This is a genomic window from Aeromonas sp. 2692-1 (assembly GCF_013085505.1).
Lineage (GTDB): Bacteria > Pseudomonadota > Gammaproteobacteria > Enterobacterales > Aeromonadaceae > Aeromonas > Aeromonas hydrophila.
The window spans coordinates 730,121-747,733 of sequence record NZ_CP038513.1 but is presented as its reverse complement, the minus strand read 5'-3'; the positions used below and the strand labels follow the sequence as shown (position 1 = coordinate 747,733).

The 17,613-nt window shown below is 64.1% G+C and carries 14 protein-coding genes; 10 read left to right on the top strand and 4 right to left on the bottom strand.

Going from position 1 to position 17,613, the window contains the following annotated elements:
• Nucleotides 1-54: 54 nt before the first annotated feature.
• Nucleotides 55-540, top strand: coding sequence for a DUF523 domain-containing protein (locus E5E97_RS03740; RefSeq protein ID WP_101149667.1), 486 nt, complete (start codon nucleotides 55-57; stop codon nucleotides 538-540).
• Here the strand turns inward: E5E97_RS03740 and E5E97_RS03735 are convergent.
• The 3 genes from E5E97_RS03735 to E5E97_RS03725 all read right to left on the bottom strand — a co-directional run bounded on the left by E5E97_RS03735 (nucleotide 486) and on the right by E5E97_RS03725 (nucleotide 3,985).
• A complete protein-coding gene (locus E5E97_RS03735; RefSeq protein ID WP_171279888.1) occupies nucleotides 486-1,442 on the bottom strand; it encodes an acyltransferase in 957 nt (318 codons plus the stop codon). The two genes, E5E97_RS03740 and E5E97_RS03735, sit on opposite strands and share 55 nt — an antisense overlap.
• A complete protein-coding gene (locus tag E5E97_RS03730; protein ID WP_029302342.1) occupies nucleotides 1,436-2,350 on the bottom strand; it encodes an acyltransferase in 915 nt (304 codons plus the stop codon). Before E5E97_RS03730 ends, E5E97_RS03735 begins: the two co-directional genes overlap by 7 nt.
• A 120-nt stretch (nucleotides 2,351-2,470) precedes the next feature.
• On the bottom strand, nucleotides 2,471-3,985 hold the full coding sequence (locus tag E5E97_RS03725; protein ID WP_118880121.1) for a YifB family Mg chelatase-like AAA ATPase: 1,515 nt from the start codon (nucleotides 3,983-3,985) through the stop codon (nucleotides 2,471-2,473).
• A gap of 383 nt (nucleotides 3,986-4,368) precedes the next feature.
• Between E5E97_RS03725 and ilvG the strand changes: the two genes are divergently transcribed.
• From ilvG to E5E97_RS03690, 7 genes are all read left to right on the top strand, one after another.
• The gene (gene ilvG / locus E5E97_RS03720; RefSeq protein WP_118880122.1) at nucleotides 4,369-6,015 is read left to right on the top strand and encodes an acetolactate synthase 2 catalytic subunit; all 1,647 of its coding nucleotides are present in this window, start codon (nucleotides 4,369-4,371) and stop codon (nucleotides 6,013-6,015) included.
• Nucleotides 6,012-6,263 (top strand): acetolactate synthase 2 small subunit, encoded by a 252-nt coding sequence (gene ilvM / locus E5E97_RS03715; RefSeq protein ID WP_005306810.1) that lies wholly within the window; start codon nucleotides 6,012-6,014, stop codon nucleotides 6,261-6,263. The genes ilvG and ilvM overlap by 4 nt, the downstream gene beginning before the upstream one ends.
• Before the next feature lie 12 nt (nucleotides 6,264-6,275).
• Nucleotides 6,276-7,220, top strand: a complete 945-nt coding sequence (locus E5E97_RS03710; RefSeq protein WP_118880123.1) for a branched-chain amino acid transaminase — start codon at nucleotides 6,276-6,278, stop codon at nucleotides 7,218-7,220.
• Nucleotides 7,221-7,365: 145 nt separating this feature from the next.
• The gene (gene ilvD, locus E5E97_RS03705) at nucleotides 7,366-9,207 is read left to right on the top strand and encodes a dihydroxy-acid dehydratase (protein ID WP_171279887.1); all 1,842 of its coding nucleotides are present in this window, start codon (nucleotides 7,366-7,368) and stop codon (nucleotides 9,205-9,207) included.
• A 3-nt stretch (nucleotides 9,208-9,210) separates the two neighbouring features.
• A complete protein-coding gene (gene ilvA, locus E5E97_RS03700; protein WP_011707857.1) occupies nucleotides 9,211-10,731 on the top strand; it encodes a threonine ammonia-lyase, biosynthetic in 1,521 nt (506 codons plus the stop codon).
• 247 nt (nucleotides 10,732-10,978) lie between these two features.
• Nucleotides 10,979-12,085 (top strand): porin OmpA, encoded by a 1,107-nt coding sequence (ompA, locus tag E5E97_RS03695; protein WP_171279886.1) that lies wholly within the window; start codon nucleotides 10,979-10,981, stop codon nucleotides 12,083-12,085.
• Nucleotides 12,086-12,237: 152 nt separating this feature from the next.
• The gene (locus E5E97_RS03690) at nucleotides 12,238-13,362 is read left to right on the top strand and encodes a hypothetical protein (RefSeq protein ID WP_171279885.1); all 1,125 of its coding nucleotides are present in this window, start codon (nucleotides 12,238-12,240) and stop codon (nucleotides 13,360-13,362) included.
• Between the two features lie 79 nt (nucleotides 13,363-13,441).
• Here the strand turns inward: E5E97_RS03690 and priA are convergent, their stop codons facing one another.
• The gene (gene priA, locus E5E97_RS03685) at nucleotides 13,442-15,649 is read right to left on the bottom strand and encodes a primosomal protein N' (protein ID WP_171279884.1); all 2,208 of its coding nucleotides are present in this window, start codon (nucleotides 15,647-15,649) and stop codon (nucleotides 13,442-13,444) included.
• Between the two features lie 147 nt (nucleotides 15,650-15,796).
• Between priA and rpmE the strand changes: the two genes are divergently transcribed.
• Both rpmE and E5E97_RS03675 read left to right on the top strand, forming a co-directional pair.
• The gene (gene rpmE / locus E5E97_RS03680) at nucleotides 15,797-16,012 is read left to right on the top strand and encodes a 50S ribosomal protein L31 (RefSeq protein WP_016352348.1); all 216 of its coding nucleotides are present in this window, start codon (nucleotides 15,797-15,799) and stop codon (nucleotides 16,010-16,012) included.
• 167 nt (nucleotides 16,013-16,179) lie between these two features.
• Nucleotides 16,180-17,613, top strand: a complete 1,434-nt coding sequence (locus E5E97_RS03675; RefSeq protein WP_043126011.1) for a DUF2867 domain-containing protein — start codon at nucleotides 16,180-16,182, stop codon at nucleotides 17,611-17,613.

The window sequence follows — 17,613 nt, the reverse complement described above, 5'->3', positions numbered from 1 at the left end:
GCCCATGTTCGTTGCGCGACGATGGCCCAGGTTTTAGCCAGCGGGGAACAACGCATGAGTGAGATCAGCGTGCACAAGGTGCTGGTCAGCGCCTGTTTGCTGGGCCAGCCGGTGCGCTACGACGGTCAGAGCAAGGGCATTGTCGGCGACTGGCTGCGCGAGCTGGGGGCTGAAGGGCGAGCGCTGGCGTTTTGCCCCGAGGTGGCGGGCGGTCTGCCGACCCCGCGCCCCCCTGCCGAACGGCAGGGCGAGCGGGTGGTGACCGAGGGTGGACTGGATGTGACGGCCGAGTTCGATCACGGCGCCCGGCTGGCGCTGCAACTCTGCCAGGCTCAGGGCATTCGCTTCGCCCTGCTGAAGGAGGGGAGCCCCTCCTGCGGCAGCGGCCGCATCTACAACGGCCGCTTCGAGGGGCAATCAGTAGCGGGCGAGGGCATGACCACGGCCCTGCTACGCCGCCACGGCATCCGGGTGTTCAGCGAGGATCAGCTGCCGGAGCTGGCCTCGGCGCTCGCCTTGGCTGCCTGCGGCTCGGCCTGAGCCGCCGCATCGGCTGCCTGCCACTGCGCCAGCACGGCGTCCTTCTCCTGCCAGCGCTGGTTCAGCCACTGCTGGAAGCCGCGTTTGAACTGCTTGTCGTTGAAGTAATCCCCCACCAGCTGCTCATCCACCGGCAGCTCCTCGATCCGTACCCGGATGCGCTTCATCCGCCCCATCAGGAAATCCTTGAAGGGGGTTTCAGGGTTGTCCGGGTAGCTGATGGTGACGTTGATCAGGCTGTCGAACTGCTCTCCCATGGCCGCCAGGGTGAAGGCCAGCCCGGCCGCCTTGGGCGACATCAGGTGCTGGTAACGGGAGCGGGAGGCGTCGCGCTTCGCCTCGGTGAAGCGGGTCCCCTCCACGAAGTTGATGACGGTGGTGGGGATGTGGCGAAACTTCTCGCAGGCGTTGCGGGTGGTCTCGATGTCCTTGCCCCGCAGATGCGGGTTCCTCAGCAAAAACTCCCGTGAGTAGCGACGCATAAAGGGCATGTCGAGCCCCCAGCAGGCCAGCCCCAGCAGGGGTATGTAGATCAGCTCGTGCTTCATGAAGAACTTGGGCACCGGCAGCCGGTCGCGAAACAGATGACCCAGCACCACGATATCGGTCCAGCTCATGTGGTTGCTGACGATCAGATACCAGCCATCCTTGCGCAGCCGGGTGTTGTCCTCCACCTGCCAGTCGATGCGGGTGGTGAGGCGGATGACCAGGGCGTTGCAGGCCAGCCACAGGCGCATGAAACGGTTGTTGAGGCGACTGCAGGCACGGCCAAAGGCCGGGATCGGCAGCAGCAGCTTGGCCAGTGACACCAGCAGGATCAGGCTGGCGCACAGGGCGGTAAACAGTATGGTCAGGCCGGCGCTGATGAGCAGCACCAGCGGACCCGGGAGCAGGGTTAGCATGGCGTCGTTGAGGGCGTCTTGTCCGCCAGCAGCTGATCCAGGGTCTGGTCCTTCTCGTGCCAGATCCCGTTCAGCCACTGTTGAAACTCTTGTTGGAACTCGGGGTCATTGAAGTAATCCCCCACCAGATTGCGTTCGATCGGCAAAAAGCGGACTCGAACCTTGATCTCCTTGACCCGACCGCACATGAAGTCCCAGTAACTGGGGATGCCGTCCGGATAGGCGATGGTCACATCCACCAGCTTGTGCAGCTGATCACCCATGGCCGCCAGAGTGAAGGCGATGCCGCCAGCCCGCGGGTGCAGCAGGTGGCGATAGGGTGCTGCCTGTTTGTCGTGTTTGCGGGCGGTGAAGCGGGTGCCCTCCACGAAGTTCATCACACTGACCGGAATATGGCGGAACTTGGCACAGGCCTGGCGTGTGGTCTCTATGTCTTTTCCCTTCAGATGCGGCTTCTTTTCCAGCAACTTGCGCGAATATCGCCGCATGAAGGGGAAGTCCAGCGCCCACCAGGCCAGGCCGAGAAAAGGTACCCAAATCAGTTCTTTCTTGAGGAAAAACTTCAGGAAGGGGATTTTTTGATTAAAAATCCGCTGCAGTACCAGTATGTCGACCCAGGATTGATGGTTGGCAATCACCATATACCACTCATTCCGGCGCCCTTTGTCCACTCCGACCACATCGAAAGGGGTTCTGATGATGGTTTTCTGGATCAGGTTGTTGAAACCGATCCAGCAGCCGGCACTGCCATCCAGCAGCGCGTTGCAGAGGGTGCGCCAGCCCTTGAGGGGCAGCAACAGTTTGAGCAGGCCCAGCGTGAGGATGGGGATAAACCAGAACAGGGTGTTGAGAAAATAGAGCAGGGTCGAGAGGCTGCCGCGCAGTCGCTCAATCAGCTTGTTGGGCATGAGTCGGGTCCGTCTTGCTGTCGATAAGGGGCCATCAAGTGGTCAGATCTGTGGCCATAATATCAGCCGATGGCCCGCGAGACCATGCAAGGGGCCATCGCGGTCGCTTCCTGCCCCGTATCAGCCGCTGCGCAGCCGTGACAACAGCCGGTCCATGGCCCGGTAGCCGAGCGCCTCGATCAGGTGCTCCTTCTCGATGGTCTGCCATCCTGCCAGATCGGCTATGGTGCGCGACACCCGCAGGATGCGGTGCCAGGCCCGGATGCTGAGCCCCAGCTTCTGGATGGCGTTCTCCAGAAACTCGGCATCCTGCGGCGATAAGCGGCAAATTTCTTCGATTTCACGGCTATCAAGCAAGTTGTTGAGCTTGCCGTTGCGGCTCAGCATGCGCTCCCGCGCCGCCAGTACCCGCTCGCGGATCTGCTGGCTCGACTCTCCCCGCTCTGCCTTGCCGGTCAGGCTGCCCTTGGGCAGCAGTGGCACCTCCACCGTCAGGTCGAAGCGGTCGAGAAAGGGGCCGGAGAGCTTGCCAAGGTAGCGCAGGATCTGATCCGGGCTGGAGCGGGTCTGGCCATCGCCATAGTGTCCACAAGGGCTGGGGTTCATGGCGCCGACCAGCTGGAAGCGGGCGGGAAAATCCACCTGACGGGCGGCCCGGCTGATGGTGATGTGGCCGGTCTCCAGCGGCTCGCGCAGGGAGTCGAGCACCTTGCGCTCGAACTCGGGCAGTTCATCCAGAAACAGCACCCCGTTGTGGGCCAGGGATATTTCACCGGGCCGCGGGTGGCTGCCACCCCCCACCAGCGCCACCGCCGAGGCGCTGTGGTGCGGCGTACGGTAGGGTCTGTGATGCCAGTGACCGGCGCGCGGGGTGAGGCCGCCGATGGAGTGAATGGCGGCGGTCTGCTGCGCTTCCTGTTCGCTCAGCGGCGGCAAGATGCCGGGCAAGCGGCTGGCCAGCATGCTCTTGCCGGTGCCGGGCGGGCCGATGAACAGCAGGTTGTGGCTGCCGGCGGCGGCAATCTCCAGCGCCCGCTTGGCCTGGGACTGGCCGATCACGTCCTGCAGGTCCGGCACATCGGGCAGGGCATCCGTGGTCTGGGGATCCGGTAGTGGCAGTTCGTACTGGCCTGCCAGCCAGGCGGTGACGGCCAACAGCTGGTGGGCGGTGCGCACTTCGGCGTCTTGGATGAGGGAAGCCTCCGGACCGTTCTCCCGCGGTACCAGCAGGGTGCGCCCTGCATCGCGGCAGGCGAGCACGGCGGGCAGCACGCCGAGCACGGGGCGGATCTCGCCGGTCAGGGCCAGTTCGCCTAAAAATTCGTGATCGAGCAGGTATTTTGCGGGTATCTGCTTGGAAGCGGCGAGGATGCCGATGGCGATGGCCAGATCGAAACGACCGCCTTCCTTGGGCAGATCGGCGGGGGCCAGATTGACCGTGATGTGCTTGCTCGGGAACTCGAAATTGCCGTTGAGCAGGGCGCTGCGCACCCGATCCCGCGACTCCTTCACCGAGGTTTCCGGCAGGCCCACCATGTTGAAGGCGGGCAGCCCGTTGGACAAATGGACTTCCACCGTCACTTGCGGGGCCGCAACACCCAAGCTGGCACGGCTATAAACCACAGCTAATGACATAAATCCCGTCCTTGGTTTGATATATGTGCTGGTTAACCGTTTTTTATTAGTTTTTTGTTCCAATCGACGCGTTCGGACTCAGTCAAAATCAGAGTCTTGTCAGGCAAAAAACGCTTGCCCAATAAAAATCACCATGCTAGTTCTAATAGCCATTCGCGGTAAAAACCGCCCAATTTCACAGGATTTCCGGTTGTAACTATGAACATGGCCTCCCGTTTCGTCAGCATTATTGTGGTCCTAGTGGTGATTATTATCTCACCGCTCGGGGCTCGTTTAGCTGCACGGAACAAGGGATAGACCCACCACCGGACAGAACGAAACAAGCGACCCCCGAGCCTCACAGCTCGGGGGTTTTTTTTCGACCACAGGACAGGATTTTCCAGATGAACGGCGCGCAGTTTTTGGTACAGGCTCTCAAGCAACAGGGTGTGACTCAGGTGTTTGGTTACCCGGGCGGGGCCATCATGCCGGTCTACGATGCCCTGTATGACGGTGGCCTGGCCCATCAACTCTGCCGCCACGAGCAGGGTGCCGCCATGGCGGCGGTGGGTTATGCCCGCGCCTCCGGTCAGGTGGGGGTCTGCATCGCCACCTCTGGCCCCGGCGCTACCAATCTGGTAACTGGCCTCGCGGAGGCGCTGCTCGATTCGGTGCCGCTGGTGGCCATCAGCGGTCAGGTGCCTTGCGCCGCCGTCGGGACCGATGCGTTTCAGGAAGTGGACGTGCTCGGCATGTCCCTCTCCTGCACCAAGCACTCCTTCATGGTGACTGACGTGGCCGATCTGCCGCAGGTGATCGCCGAAGCCTTCGCCATCGCCAGTGAGGGGCGCCCGGGCCCGGTGCTGATCGACCTGCCCAAGGATGTGCAACTGGCCAAGGTGCCAACCCAGAGCCCGCTGTTTGCGGTGGCAGAGCCCGAGCATCTGAGCCAGGCCGAACTGACGGTCGCCCGTACCCTGCTGGCCGGTGCTGAGCGTCCGGTACTCTACGTCGGCGGCGGGGTGGGCATGGCCAATGCCGAGTCACAGCTGCGCGTCTTTGCCGCCGCCACCGGCATGCCTGCGGTCACCACCCTCAAGGGGATAGGTGCACTCGACCCCGACAGCCCCGTTTATCTCGGCATGCTCGGCATGCACGGTACCAAGGCTGCCAACTATGCGGTGCAGCAGTGTGACTTGCTGCTGGTGGTGGGCGCCCGTTTCGATGATCGGGTGACCGGCAAGCTGGAGGAGTTCGCCCCCGAAGCCAAGGTGATCCATCTGGATGTGGACGCCGCCGAGTTCGGCAAGCGCCGCGCCGCCGAGGTGGGTATCACCCAGGATCTCAAACAGGTGCTGCCGCGCCTCGCCATGCCCCTTGCTATCGACCCATGGCGTGAGCATTGCGCGAACATGGCCCGCGAGTACGCATTTCGCTATGACCATCCCGGCCAGCCCATCTATGCCCCGGCGCTGCTCAAACAGCTCTCTGCCAGATTGCCGGAGACCAGCGTGGTGGCCTGCGACGTGGGTCAGCACCAGATGTGGGTGGCCCAGCACATGCGCTTCACCAGCCCGCGCAACCACCTCTCCAGTGCCGGTCTCGGCACCATGGGCTTCGGTCTGCCGGCCGCCATCGGCGCCAAGATGTCGCGCCCCGAAGATGAAGTGGTGCTGGTGAGCGGTGATGGCTCTTTCATGATGAACGTGCAGGAGCTTGGCACCATCCGCCGGGCCCAGCTCAAGGTGAAGATGGTGCTGCTGGACAACCAGCGCCTCGGTATGGTGCGCCAGTGGCAGGAGCTGTTCTTCGACGGCCGCTACAGCGAGACCATCCTCTCCGACAACCCCGATTTCATCGCCCTGGCTGCCGCCTTCGGCATCCCCGGCGAAACCATCACATGCAAGGATCAGATAGCCGGTGCCCTCGATCGCCTGCTGGCCAGCGAGAGTGCCTACCTGCTGCATGTGGCCATTTCAGAGGAAGAAAACGTCTGGCCCCTGGTTCCGCCAGGAGTCGCCAACCACCAGATGATGGAGCAACGCCCATGAGTCAGTTCAATACCTTGCAAATCCATGCCCAGCCCAGACCCGAAGTGATGGAGCGGGTGCTGCGGGTGGTTCGTCACCGCGGTTTCAACCTCTGCGCCCTCAACATGGAGCAGGATTGCCAACAACTGCGGATCACGGTTACTGTCGAGTCGGTGCGTCCCATCCAGCAGTTGTGGAGCCAGCTGGTGAAGTTGGTGGACGTTTCCCGGGTCGATGCACTGGAACAGCAACCCCGGATCAGAGCTTAAGGAGCCAAGCCAATGTCACAGCCTTCCCAATCCGCCACTCACCCCCAATACATCTGGTTCAACGGCAAACTGGTGCCCTGGCAGGATGCCCAGATACACGTGATGAGCCACGCCCTGCACTACGGCTCCTCGGTGTTCGAGGGTGTGCGTGCCTACGATACCCCCAAAGGCACCTGCATCTTCCGTTTGCAGGAGCACACCCGCCGCCTGTTCGACTCCGCCAAGATCTACTGGATGGACGTCCCCTACAGCGAGTCCGACGTGAATGAAGCCTGCCGCACCGTGGTGCGCGAGAACGGCCTGAAGAGCGGCTATCTGCGCCCGCTGGCCTTTGTCGGCAACGTGGGGCTGGGGCTGCATCCACCGCTGGATGCCAAGGCCGACCTGATGGTGGCGGCCCTGCCGTGGGGCGCCTATCTGGGGGAAGAGGGGCTGAAAAATGGGGTGGATGTCTGCGTCACCTCCTGGAATCGGCTCGCTCCCAACACCATCCCCACCGGCGCCAAGGCGGGCGGTAACTACCTTTCTTCCCAGCTGATTAGCCGCGAGGCCAAGCGCAACGGCTTCGCCGAGGGGCTGGCGCTGGATGTGAACGGCTATCTGAGCGAAGGGGCGGGGGAGAACCTGTTTCTGGTGAAGAACGGCGTGCTGTTCACCCCGCCCGCCACTGCTGCCATCCTGCCCGGCATCACCCGCGACACCATCATGACGCTGGCCCGCGATCTGGGTTACGAGGTGCGCGAGCAGGCGCTGCCCCGCGAGGCGCTCTATGTTGCAGACGAGATCTTCATGACCGGCACCGCCGCCGAGGTGACGCCGGTGCGCTCCGTTGATCGGATGAAGGTGGGCGCTGGCAGCCGTGGCCCAGTGACCGAGCAGTTGCAGAACGCCTTCTTCGGCCTGTTCAATGGCAAGACCGAAGACAAGTGGGGCTGGCTGACGCCCGTCAACGACTGATGAGAGAGGGGAGGCGCCATGCCTCCCCGAGTCGCTTCCGGTCAGGGCACTGCGCGGTGCCCTCACCAGGATCGATTCCCGATCCGAGAGTCACTTTTTCATTTCCAAAGATAATGAGCCCGCTGGGCATTCAGGGAGTAGAGACATGCCGAAGTTGAGATCCGCCACCACCACCCACGGACGTAACATGGCCGGGGCCCGCGCCCTGTGGCGCGCCACCGGAATGACCGACCAGGATTTCGGCAAGCCCATCATCGCCGTGGTCAACTCCTTCACCCAGTTCGTGCCGGGCCACGTCCACCTCAAGGACCTGGGTCAGCTGGTGGCGCGCGAGATCGAAGCCGCTGGCGGCGTCGCCAAGGAGTTCAACACCATCGCCGTGGATGACGGCATCGCCATGGGCCACGGCGGCATGCTCTACTCCCTGCCGTCGCGCGAGCTGATTGCCGACTCGGTGGAGTACATGGTCAACGCCCACTGCACCGACGCCATGGTCTGCATCTCCAACTGCGACAAGATCACCCCGGGGATGCTGATGGCCGCCCTGCGCATCAATATCCCGGTGATCTTTGTTTCCGGCGGCCCGATGGAAGCGGGCAAGACCAAGCTCTCCGACCAGATCATCAAGCTGGACCTGGTGGACGCCATGATCCAGGGCGCTGACCCCAAGGTTTCCGACGCCCAGAGCGAACAGGTGGAGCGCAGTGCCTGCCCCACCTGCGGCTCCTGCTCCGGCATGTTTACCGCCAACTCCATGAACTGTCTGACCGAGGCGCTGGGTCTCTCCCAGCCGGGCAACGGTTCCCTGCTGGCAACCCACAGCGACCGCGAGCAGCTGTTCAAGCTGGCGGGCCAGCGCATCGTGACCCTGGCCAAGCGTTGGTATGAGCAAGACGATGCGAGTGCCCTGCCGCGCAACATCGCCACCAAGGCGGCGTTCGAGAACGCCATGGCACTCGACATCGCCATGGGCGGCTCCACCAACACCGTGCTGCACCTGCTGGCGGCGGCCCAGGAGGCGGGCGTCGACTTCACCATGGCCGACATCGACCGCATGTCGCGCAAGGTACCACAGCTCTGCAAGGTGGCACCCTCCACCCAGAAATATCACATGGAAGACGTGCACCGCGCCGGCGGCGTGGTCGCCATCCTGGGTCAGCTGGAAAAAGCGGGCCTGGTGCACGGCGATACCCGCAACGTGTTGGGGACCTCGCTGGTGGAGCTGCTGGCCGAATATGACGTCAGCCGCCAGCCAAGTCAGGAGGTGGTGGACTTCTATCGCGCCGGCCCGGCCGGGATCCGCACCACCAAGGCGTTCAGCCAGGATTGCCGCTGGCCGGAGCTGGATCTGGACCGCGCCGAAGGCTGCATCCGCTCGCTGGACAACGCCTACAGCTTGGAAGGGGGCCTGGCCGTGCTCGCCGGCAACCTGGCGCTGAACGGTGCCATCGTCAAGACCGCCGGGGTGGATGAGGAGAACCTCACCTTCCGTGGCCCGGCCCGGGTATTCGAGAGCCAGGACACGGCGGTTGCGGGCATTCTGGATGGCACCGTCAAAGCCGGTGAAGTGGTGGTGATCCGCTACGAAGGCCCGAAAGGGGGCCCCGGCATGCAGGAGATGCTCTACCCCACCACTTATCTCAAGTCCATGGGGCTTGGCAAGGCGTGCGCCCTGATCACCGACGGTCGCTTCTCCGGCGGCACCTCGGGTCTCTCCATCGGCCACGTCTCGCCGGAGGCGGCCTCTGGCGGCACTATCGGTCTGGTGGAGGATGGCGACATCATCAACATCGACATCCCGGCCCGCAGCATGGTGCTGGAGGTGGCCGACAGCGTGCTGGCTGCCCGTCGCGTTGCCGTCGAGGCCCGTGGCTGGAAGCCGCTCGATCGCCAGCGTCAGGTCTCCTTTGCCCTGCGCGCCTACGCCATGTTCGCCACCAGTGCCGATAAAGGTGCGGTGCGCGATCGTTCGATGCTGGGGGAATAAACCATGGTCTCTGCGGCGGATTATCTACGCAAGGTGCTGCTCTCCCCCGTCTACGAGGCGGCGCGGGTCACCCCCCTGCAAACCCTGAAGAAACTCTCCGAGCGGCTCGGCAATCACGTCAGCCTGAAGCGGGAGGACCTGCAACCGGTCCACTCCTTCAAGCTGCGCGGCGCCTACCACAAGATCGCCACTCTGACCGAGGAGCAGAAGGCGCGCGGCGTCATCGCCGCCTCCGCCGGCAACCACGCCCAGGGGGTCGCCCTGTCGGCCGCCAAACTCGGCATCAAGGCGATCATCGTGATGCCCAAGACCACGCCGGACATCAAGATCGACGCGGTGCGCCGGCAGGGCGGCAACGTCATGCTGTTTGGCAACAGCTTCGACGAGGCCTACGGCGAGAGCCGCCGCCTCGCCGAGTTGGAGGGCTACACCCTGATCCCGCCGTTTGACGACGTCGAGGTGATCGCCGGGCAGGGCACCATCGGCAAGGAGCTGCTGGAGCAGGATACCCACCTCACCCATGTGTTCGTGCCGGTGGGCGGCGGCGGCCTGGCTGCCGGGGTGGCGGTCTATATCAAGCAGCTGCTGCCGGATGTGAAGGTGATCGGGGTGGAGGCGGAGGGCTCCGCCTGCCTCAAGGCCGCGCTGGCGGCCGGCGAGCCGGTCAATCTGGAACGGGTCTCGCTGTTTGCGGACGGGGTGGCGGTCAAGCGCATCGGCGAGGAGACCTTCCGGCTGTGCAACCAGTATCTGGACGAGGTGGTGACCGTCTCCAACGACCAGATCTGCGCCGCGCTGAAAGACATCTTCGACGACTGCCGCGCCATCGCCGAGCCGTCGGGGGCCCTGTCGCTGGCGGGCCTCAAGGCCTACAGCGAGCGGGAGCAGGTCAAGGGGGGCCGGATGGCGGCCATTCTGTCGGGCGCCAACGTCAACTTCCACAGCCTGCGCTACGTGTCGGAGCGCTGCGAGATTGGCGAGAAGCGCGAAGGCATGCTGGCGGTGACCATCCCCGAGCGCAAGGGGGCCTTCCTCGACTTCTGCCGTCAGCTGGGGCCGCGCATGGTGACCGAGTTCAACTACCGCTACGCCGATGCCGAGCAGGCGTCGCTGTTCGTCTCGGTGCGCCTCACCGGCGGTGACGAGGAGCTGGGCCAGATCATCGATCAGCTCGGTGGCAACGGCTATCCGGTGGTCAACATGACCGAGAGCGAGCTGGCCAAGAACCACGTGCGTTACATGATTGGCGGCCGCCCGGCCCGGCCCCTCGGTGAACGCCTCTACAGCTTCAAATTTCCGGAGCAGCCGGGCGCTTTGATGCGCTTTCTGGAGACCCTGGGTTGCCGCTGGAACATCAGCCTGTTCCACTACCGCAACCACGGTGCCGACTACGGCCGGGTGCTCTGCGCGTTCGAGCTGCCGGACGAGGACGTGGCCGCCTTTCATGACTACCTGCACGAGATTGGCTACGGCTGGAAAGAGGTGAGCGATGACCCCGCCTACCGGCTGTTTCTGGCCAGCTAGGTGGGTTGCAAGCAACAAGAGGGAGGCCATTGGCCTCCCTTTTTCATGGCGCTGGCTGGCACATCCGTGGATACCCCCTGCATGGGGCGTTTTCCTGCCGGGAATGCCGTGCGCTTCACACTCTTGAGTCCCAAGTCATTTGAGGCTGGCAACAGATGGGATAACCTGATGGACGGGGCCGGGTTTGCCCCATCAGGGAAGAGAGGCGCAAGAGCGCCCATCACGACTCATTGCAGAGGCTTTCACCATGAACAAATCGATACTTGCCGTGCTGGTCAGCGGCCTGCTCGTCAGCGGGGCCGTGCAGGCTGCCGCTCAGGACAACACCTGGTACGCCGGCGGCAAGGCCGGCTGGTCCAAGTTCTTCGACGTGGATCAGAAGCAGGTCGTCTCCGACACCCTGGGGGCGCTGCAAAACACCAGCACCAGCAAGGATACGCTCGGGCTGGGCGCCTTTGCCGGCTATCAGCTCAACCCCAACCTGGGCTTCGAATTCGGTTATGACTGGTTCGGCAAGTACACCTCGTCCGGCGAATTGAGCGGGGTGAGGGTGGAAGGGGAAGCCAAGAGCCAGATGATCCAGACCACCATGAAGATAGGGTTCCCGGTCAACGATGTGCTGGATCTCTATGGCCGGATCGGCGGCGGCTACGCCTGGACCAACAGCGAACTGTCGGCCCAGACAGCCACCGACTTCATCAAGGATACCGGCAACAAGCATGGCGCCGTGTTCGTCGGGGCGCTGGGGGCTGAATACGCCATCGACCGTGACTGGGCTGCCCGCCTCGAATACCAGTACACCACCCCGCTCGGGGATACCTCCCTCGATCGTGCCGGCATCGAGATGGACAACGGCATGCTGGCGTTTGCCATGCTCTATCGCTTCGGTCAGCAGGGCGGCGAAGTGGCGGCGCCCGCACCGGCCCCGGCTGCGGCGCCTGCTCCCGCCGTGGTGGTGGTGCCCAAGACCTTCAGCCTGAGCTCGGACGTGTTGTTCGAGTTCAACAAGGCGACCCTGAAGCCGGCTGCCAGCCAGGCGCTCGACAACCTGTTCAGCCAGATAGTGGCGGCCAATCCGAAAGACGGGGTGGCAACCGTGATCGGCCACACCGATCGCATCGGCTCCGACGCCTACAACCAGGCGCTCTCCGAGCAGCGCGCCCGCAGCGTCGCCGACTACCTGATCGCCAAGGGACTGTTTGCCGACAAGGTGCGGATCGAGGGGCGCGGCAAGTCCTCTCCGATCACCGGCAACAACTGCAGCAGCGGCTCCAAACCGGCGCTGATCGCCTGTCTGGCACCGGATCGACGGGTGGAAGTGCGGCTGGAAGGGGTCTCCCAACCGGTGCAATGACCACGGTGACAGCATGAACGACAAGGGAGGCTCAAGCCTCCCTTTTCATTGCCGCCAGCGGGGGCGGTTATGTGCAGATGCCGATGCCGCAGCCCTCTGATATAGCCAATCGGTGTTAAGCCCACCCCGACAGCTGGTCGATAACTGACCAGATGTATGGCGCCGAGGGCGAAGATATGCGCATCGATCACTACGACCTCCAGGGGGAGGTGCAATACCAGCAGCAACAGGCGCAGTCCCGCAAGGTGCGCCGGCTCGGCCCCGTGCCGGCAGCCAGCCAGGTGCAGTCCCCTGCCACGGCGCCGGCGGACTCGACGCCAGCGGCTGCCGGTGGCAGCCAGCTCACCTTCACCCGCAGCAGCCTGCTGACGCTGCAGATGGCCAGCCGCACTGCTGCCGGCCCGGTACCTGCGGCCCCGACACCGGCACCCGCCAAGCCTGCCGAGGCCGGCAAGGGCGAACAGGATGGCATTCCCAACGATGGGCTCGACAACCGCCAGCGGCTCATCAAGCTGATGATCGAGGCGATGCTGGGCCACGAGATAGAGCTGCCGGATCCGATCAAACCGGCCGATCAGAGCGCGGAGGGGGTCCCCGCGCCGACGGGCGAGGGGAGCCAGCCTGCCGCCGAGCCGGATCAGCTGGTGGAAGTGACCGACAGCCTGCTGCAAAAAGAGCAGCTCAACGTGGTGGCGGCGGCAAACGTGCAGACCCAGGATGGCCAGACCCTGCAGCTGGATCTCGGTTTTGTGCTGGACTGGCGCCAGCTCGACATCAGCCAGCGTCGCACCACCCTCAATGCCCTCAAGGATCCGCTGGTGCTCAGCCTGGACGGCAAGATAGCCGGCCTGACCGACGCCCGGGTCAATTTCGACATCGATCAGGATGGCAAGGCGGACAGCCTGCCCGGCCTCGGCGAGGGGAGCGGCTTCGTGGCGCTGGATCGCAACGGCAACGGCACCATAGATGACGGTGGCGAGCTGTTCGGTGCCCGTACCGGCAATGGCTTCGGCGAGCTGGCGACCCTGGATGAAGATGGCAACGGGGTGCTGGACGAGCGGGACAGCCAGTTCTCGGCGCTGCAGTTCTGGCAGCCGGAACAGTCCCCTATCGCCCTGGTGGAGCTAGGGATCGGCGCCATCCTGCTGCATCCCCTCGACACCCCCTTCAACCATCTGGGGGAAAGCGGCAATCAGGGGGTGCTGCGCCAGTCCGGTCTCTATGTGACCGAGCAAGGCAAGGGAGGCTGGGTGCAGCAGGTCGACCTGCGGGTCTGACCCCTGCACTCGCATGGCAAACCCGGTCGCTGACGCCGCGCGCCAGCGGCCGCTTCACCATCAGCTACCAGAGCCTGACTCAGTTCAGCTCGGTGGGGTCTATATCCAGACTCCAGCGTACCCGCTTGGTCTCGGGCCACCCCTCCAGCTCCTTCACCGCCCAATCCAGCAACTGGGCCAGTGGCGCCCGGTTCGGCCCCTGCACCAGCAATTGCATGCGGAATTTGCCCGCCTTGCGTTCCATGAAGCCGCTGATGGGCCCCAGCACCTGAACATGGGGATAGCGGGCGCTGCGCAGGGTATCGGCGAGACGGGTGAGGAACAACTGCACCTCGTCGCGGCCGTTGGCCTCGGCCCGAAACAGCCCCTGATAGCTGAACGGCGGCAGCCCCAGCAGGCGGCGCTCTTTCAGCGCCGTGTCGGCGAAGTGGCCATAGCCGTTCTGGGTCAGATCCTGCAGCAGGGCGTGCTCGGGATGGTGGCTCTGCAGCACCACCAGCCCCGGCTTGCTGGCACGACCGGCGCGGCCCGCCACCTGGGTGTAGAGCTGAGCCAGCTTCTCGGCAGCGCGAAAATCGGCACTGAACAGGGCGCCATCCACATCCAGCAGCCCCACTAACGTCACATCCGGGAAGTGGTGGCCCTTGGCCAGCATCTGGGTGCCGATCAGGATCTTGTACTTGCCCGCCTTGATGTCGCCAAGATGGGTCTCCAGCTCCCCCTTGCGACGGGTGTTGTCCCGATCGATGCGCACCACCGGATATTGGGGGAAAACCGTGGTGAGCAGCTGCTCCAGCTGTTCGGTGCCAACCCCGGATCCGATCAGATCAACGCTGCCACACTCGGGGCAGTGATGGGGCAGCGGGCGCACGCTGTCGCAATGGTGGCAGTGCAGCCGTCGCCCGGCCTGATGCCAGGTGTACCAGGCATCGCAGCGCTCGCAGGCGGCGCTCCAGCCGCACTGGTGGCAGATCAGGGCCGGGGCATAGCCACGGCGGTTGAGAAACAGCATCACCTGGTTGCCCGCCGCCAGATGCTCCGCCATCAACTGTTCCAGCTGGGGAGAGAGTCCGGCCTGCAGCCGCACGTTCTTGATATCGAGGATCACCTGGCGGGCCGTCTGGGCATTGCCGGCGCGGCGAGTCAGGCTGAGGTGGTGATACTTGCCGCTGCGGGCGTTGTGCAATGTCTCCAGCGACGGTGTGGCCGAGCCAAGCAGGATGGGGATGCCGGCGCGATGAGCCCGCATCACCGCCAGATCCCGCGCATGGTAGCGAAAACCGTCCTGCTGCTTGAAGGAGCCGTCGTGCTCCTCGTCGATGATGATGATGCCGAGGTTGTGAAACGGGGTGAACACCGCGGAGCGGGTGCCGATCAGGATGGCGGCGGCGCCGTCGCGGCAGGCCAGCCAGGCGTCGAGCCGTTCCCGATCGTTCATGGCCGAGTTCATCGCCACCACCGGCACGTTGAAGCGGCGCCGGAAGCGGTTGATGGTCTGCGGGGTGAGGCCGATCTCGGGCACCATTACCAGTGCCTGCTTGCCCGCCTTGAGCAGGGGCTCGAGGATGCTCAGGTACACCTCGGTCTTGCCGGATCCGGTGATGCCATCCAGCAGGAAGGCGCCAAACTGGTCGCTCTGGTTGGTGACAGCAGAAACGGCCAGCGCCTGCTCGCCGTTGAGGCGCAGCCCCTCGCCCGGCTCGAAGCGGGTAACCCAGTCGCCGTCATGGCTCGGCTCCAGCGAACGCTTCTCCAGCAGCCCCTTCTTCTCCAGCGCGGTGAGGGCAGCACTCTGGATCTCCTCCTGCTTGAGGGCGGAGGGGGTCTGTGACCCCTTGCGCAGCAGGGCGAGCGCCTGCTGCTGCTTGGCAGCCCGCTTGAGCTCGTTGAGATCGACCGCCATGCCGGCCTCGGTGGCGAACCAGAATTCCAGCTCGCGGTAGGCGGCGGGCTCCCCCTTGCGCACCAGCACCGGCAGGGCGTGGGGCAGTACCTCTCCCAGCGGATGCTGGTAGTAGCTGGCGCTCCAGTTCATCAACGCCAGAATGTCGGGTCCCAGCACGGGGGCGCCATCAAGCACGCGTTTGATCGGCTTGAGCTTGTTGCGCGGCACTTGGCTGTCGGCCGGGTGATCCACCACCAGCCCGACCAGGGTTTGCGGGCCGAACGGGATCTCGACCCGGCAGCCGGGAGCAGGCAAAGGCAGGGGGGAGAGATAGTCGAAGTGACGGCGTAACGGCACCGGCACAGCCACACGAACCAGATCCAGCGTTTGGGAAGAATTCACCAGAGATTGCCTATTTTTTCTGCGAAGCCACTTGCCTGAACTCAGGCATTTCCTATATTATTCGCAGCCTTTGAAACTGTGTTCAACAATCGTGTGGTGTCCGACAGAAGATCGGATAGCGACACGGCCTGATAATTGAGGTTGTCCATGAAAGCTGGTATCCATCCTGACTACGTAGCCATCACCGCCAAGTGCTCTTGCGGTAACGTCATCAACACCTTCTCTACCCTGGGTAAAGATCTGAACCTGGACGTGTGCTCCGAGTGCCACCCGTTCTATACCGGCAAGCAGAAAGAAGTTTCTAGCGGCGGCCGCGTAGACAAGTTCAACAAGCGTTTCGGTGCGATGACCACCAAGAAGTAATTCTACTTCTGAAGAATTCTGAAAAAGGCGCCCAATGGGCGCCTTTTTTATTGGTCGGCGTTCTGTAACGGCCCGCTTTGCCCTATGGTGGGACTCTCCTTTCTCCCTTCGCGGGAACAGGGGCGAAGATGCGGGGCGGTAACATGGGCAAGACAGGGAGTGTGCAGATGCGTGATTGTCTGGTGATGGGGGCGGCGGGTTACATAGGTTCTTACCTGGTGCCCCATCTGCAAGAACTGGGTTATCGGGTGATTGCCGGGGCGCGGCGCCCCTGCCGTCTGCCGCCCGGGGTGGAGTTTCGCCTTGCCGACAGCCTCAAGCCGATCACATTGCTGCCCGCCTTGGCCGGCATCGATACCGTCTTCTATCTGGTGCACGCCATGGGGGCGGGGGCCGACTTCCATCGGCTGGAGCAGCAGGGCGTGAAGAACTTCGCGGCCGCCGCTCGCGCCGCCGGGGTGCGTCGCATCATCTATCTGGGCGCCATCCAGCCGGCGCAGTGCAACAGCCGTCACCTCAACTCCCGCCGTTATTGCGGTGAGCTGTTTCGAGGCGCCGGCGTGCCGACGGTGGAGCTGCGCGCCGGCATCATAGTGGGGCCCGGCTCGGCGGCGTTTGAGGTGATGCGGGATCTGGTGTTCAACCTGCCGATGATGGTGACGCCCAAGTGGGTGCGCTCGCGCACACCGCCCATTGCGCTCTCCAACCTGCTGCACTATCTGGGCGGGCTGGTGGAGGCCGACGGGGTGGACGGCCAGATCTTCAACGCCGCCGGTCCCGAGCTGCTCAGCTACCAGCAGCAGTTGCAGAAGTTCGCCGCCCACATCGGCAAGCGCTGCCCCATCATCCCGCTGCCGTTTCTCAGCCCGCGCCTCTCCGCCTGGTGGCTGCAGTTTGTCACCTCGGTGCCGCAGCCGGTGGCCAAGGCGCTGGTGGGCGGCCTCAAGCATGACATCCCGGCCGATGACGGCCCGCTGCGGGCCCTGCTGCCGCAAACCCTGCTCAGCTTCGACGAGGCGCTGGCCGAGAGCCTCTCTCTGGAGCAGCAGCTGGGCGCCGAGCAGCAGGGGGAGGAGACCCCGCTCGGCCTGCGCTGGCGCCACCCCGAGTACGGCTTCTATGACCGCACCGCCAGCGGCGATGCCATCTGCCTCGCCTCGCCCGAGGTGGTGTGGCAGGTGCTGCAGCAGCTGGGGGGTGAGCAGCGCTACTTCTACATGAACCAGCTGTGGGTGGTGCGCGAATGGATGGATCACCTGATCGGCGGCCCGGCGCTGACCCGTGGTCGCACCAACCCTGATCGCTTCGTGAAGGGGGACATGCTGGACTCCTGGCAGATCCTCGGAGTGGACGAGGGGCGCAGGCTGGATCTGCTGTTCAACATGCGGGCCCCCGGCGTGGGCCGGCTGGAGTTCAACATACTGCCGGAGGAGTCGGGGCTGACCCGGCTCAAGGTGACGGCCCACTGGCATCCACAGGGGGCCTGGGGGCTGGCCTACTGGCTCGCCATGCTGCCGTTTCATCTCTTCATCTTCCAGGGGATGACGGAGGCCATCGCCAGGCAGGCGGAGGCGAAAGCGGGCATCCCTGTGATGGGGTGA

Coding starts and splice junctions, on each gene's coding strand:
- E5E97_RS03740 (WP_101149667.1), top strand. CDS start 55: ATGAGTGAGATCAGCGTGCACAAGGTGCTGGTCAGCGCCTGTTTGCTG.
- E5E97_RS03735 (WP_171279888.1), bottom strand. CDS start 1,442: ATGCTAACCCTGCTCCCGGGTCCGCTGGTGCTGCTCATCAGCGCCGGC.
- E5E97_RS03730 (WP_029302342.1), bottom strand. CDS start 2,350: ATGCCCAACAAGCTGATTGAGCGACTGCGCGGCAGCCTCTCGACCCTG.
- E5E97_RS03725 (WP_118880121.1), bottom strand. CDS start 3,985: ATGTCATTAGCTGTGGTTTATAGCCGTGCCAGCTTGGGTGTTGCGGCC.
- ilvG (WP_118880122.1), top strand. CDS start 4,369: ATGAACGGCGCGCAGTTTTTGGTACAGGCTCTCAAGCAACAGGGTGTG.
- ilvM (WP_005306810.1), top strand. CDS start 6,012: ATGAGTCAGTTCAATACCTTGCAAATCCATGCCCAGCCCAGACCCGAA.
- E5E97_RS03710 (WP_118880123.1), top strand. CDS start 6,276: ATGTCACAGCCTTCCCAATCCGCCACTCACCCCCAATACATCTGGTTC.
- ilvD (WP_171279887.1), top strand. CDS start 7,366: ATGCCGAAGTTGAGATCCGCCACCACCACCCACGGACGTAACATGGCC.
- ilvA (WP_011707857.1), top strand. CDS start 9,211: ATGGTCTCTGCGGCGGATTATCTACGCAAGGTGCTGCTCTCCCCCGTC.
- ompA (WP_171279886.1), top strand. CDS start 10,979: ATGAACAAATCGATACTTGCCGTGCTGGTCAGCGGCCTGCTCGTCAGC.
- E5E97_RS03690 (WP_171279885.1), top strand. CDS start 12,238: ATGTATGGCGCCGAGGGCGAAGATATGCGCATCGATCACTACGACCTC.
- rpmE (WP_016352348.1), top strand. CDS start 15,797: ATGAAAGCTGGTATCCATCCTGACTACGTAGCCATCACCGCCAAGTGC.
- E5E97_RS03675 (WP_043126011.1), top strand. CDS start 16,180: ATGCGTGATTGTCTGGTGATGGGGGCGGCGGGTTACATAGGTTCTTAC.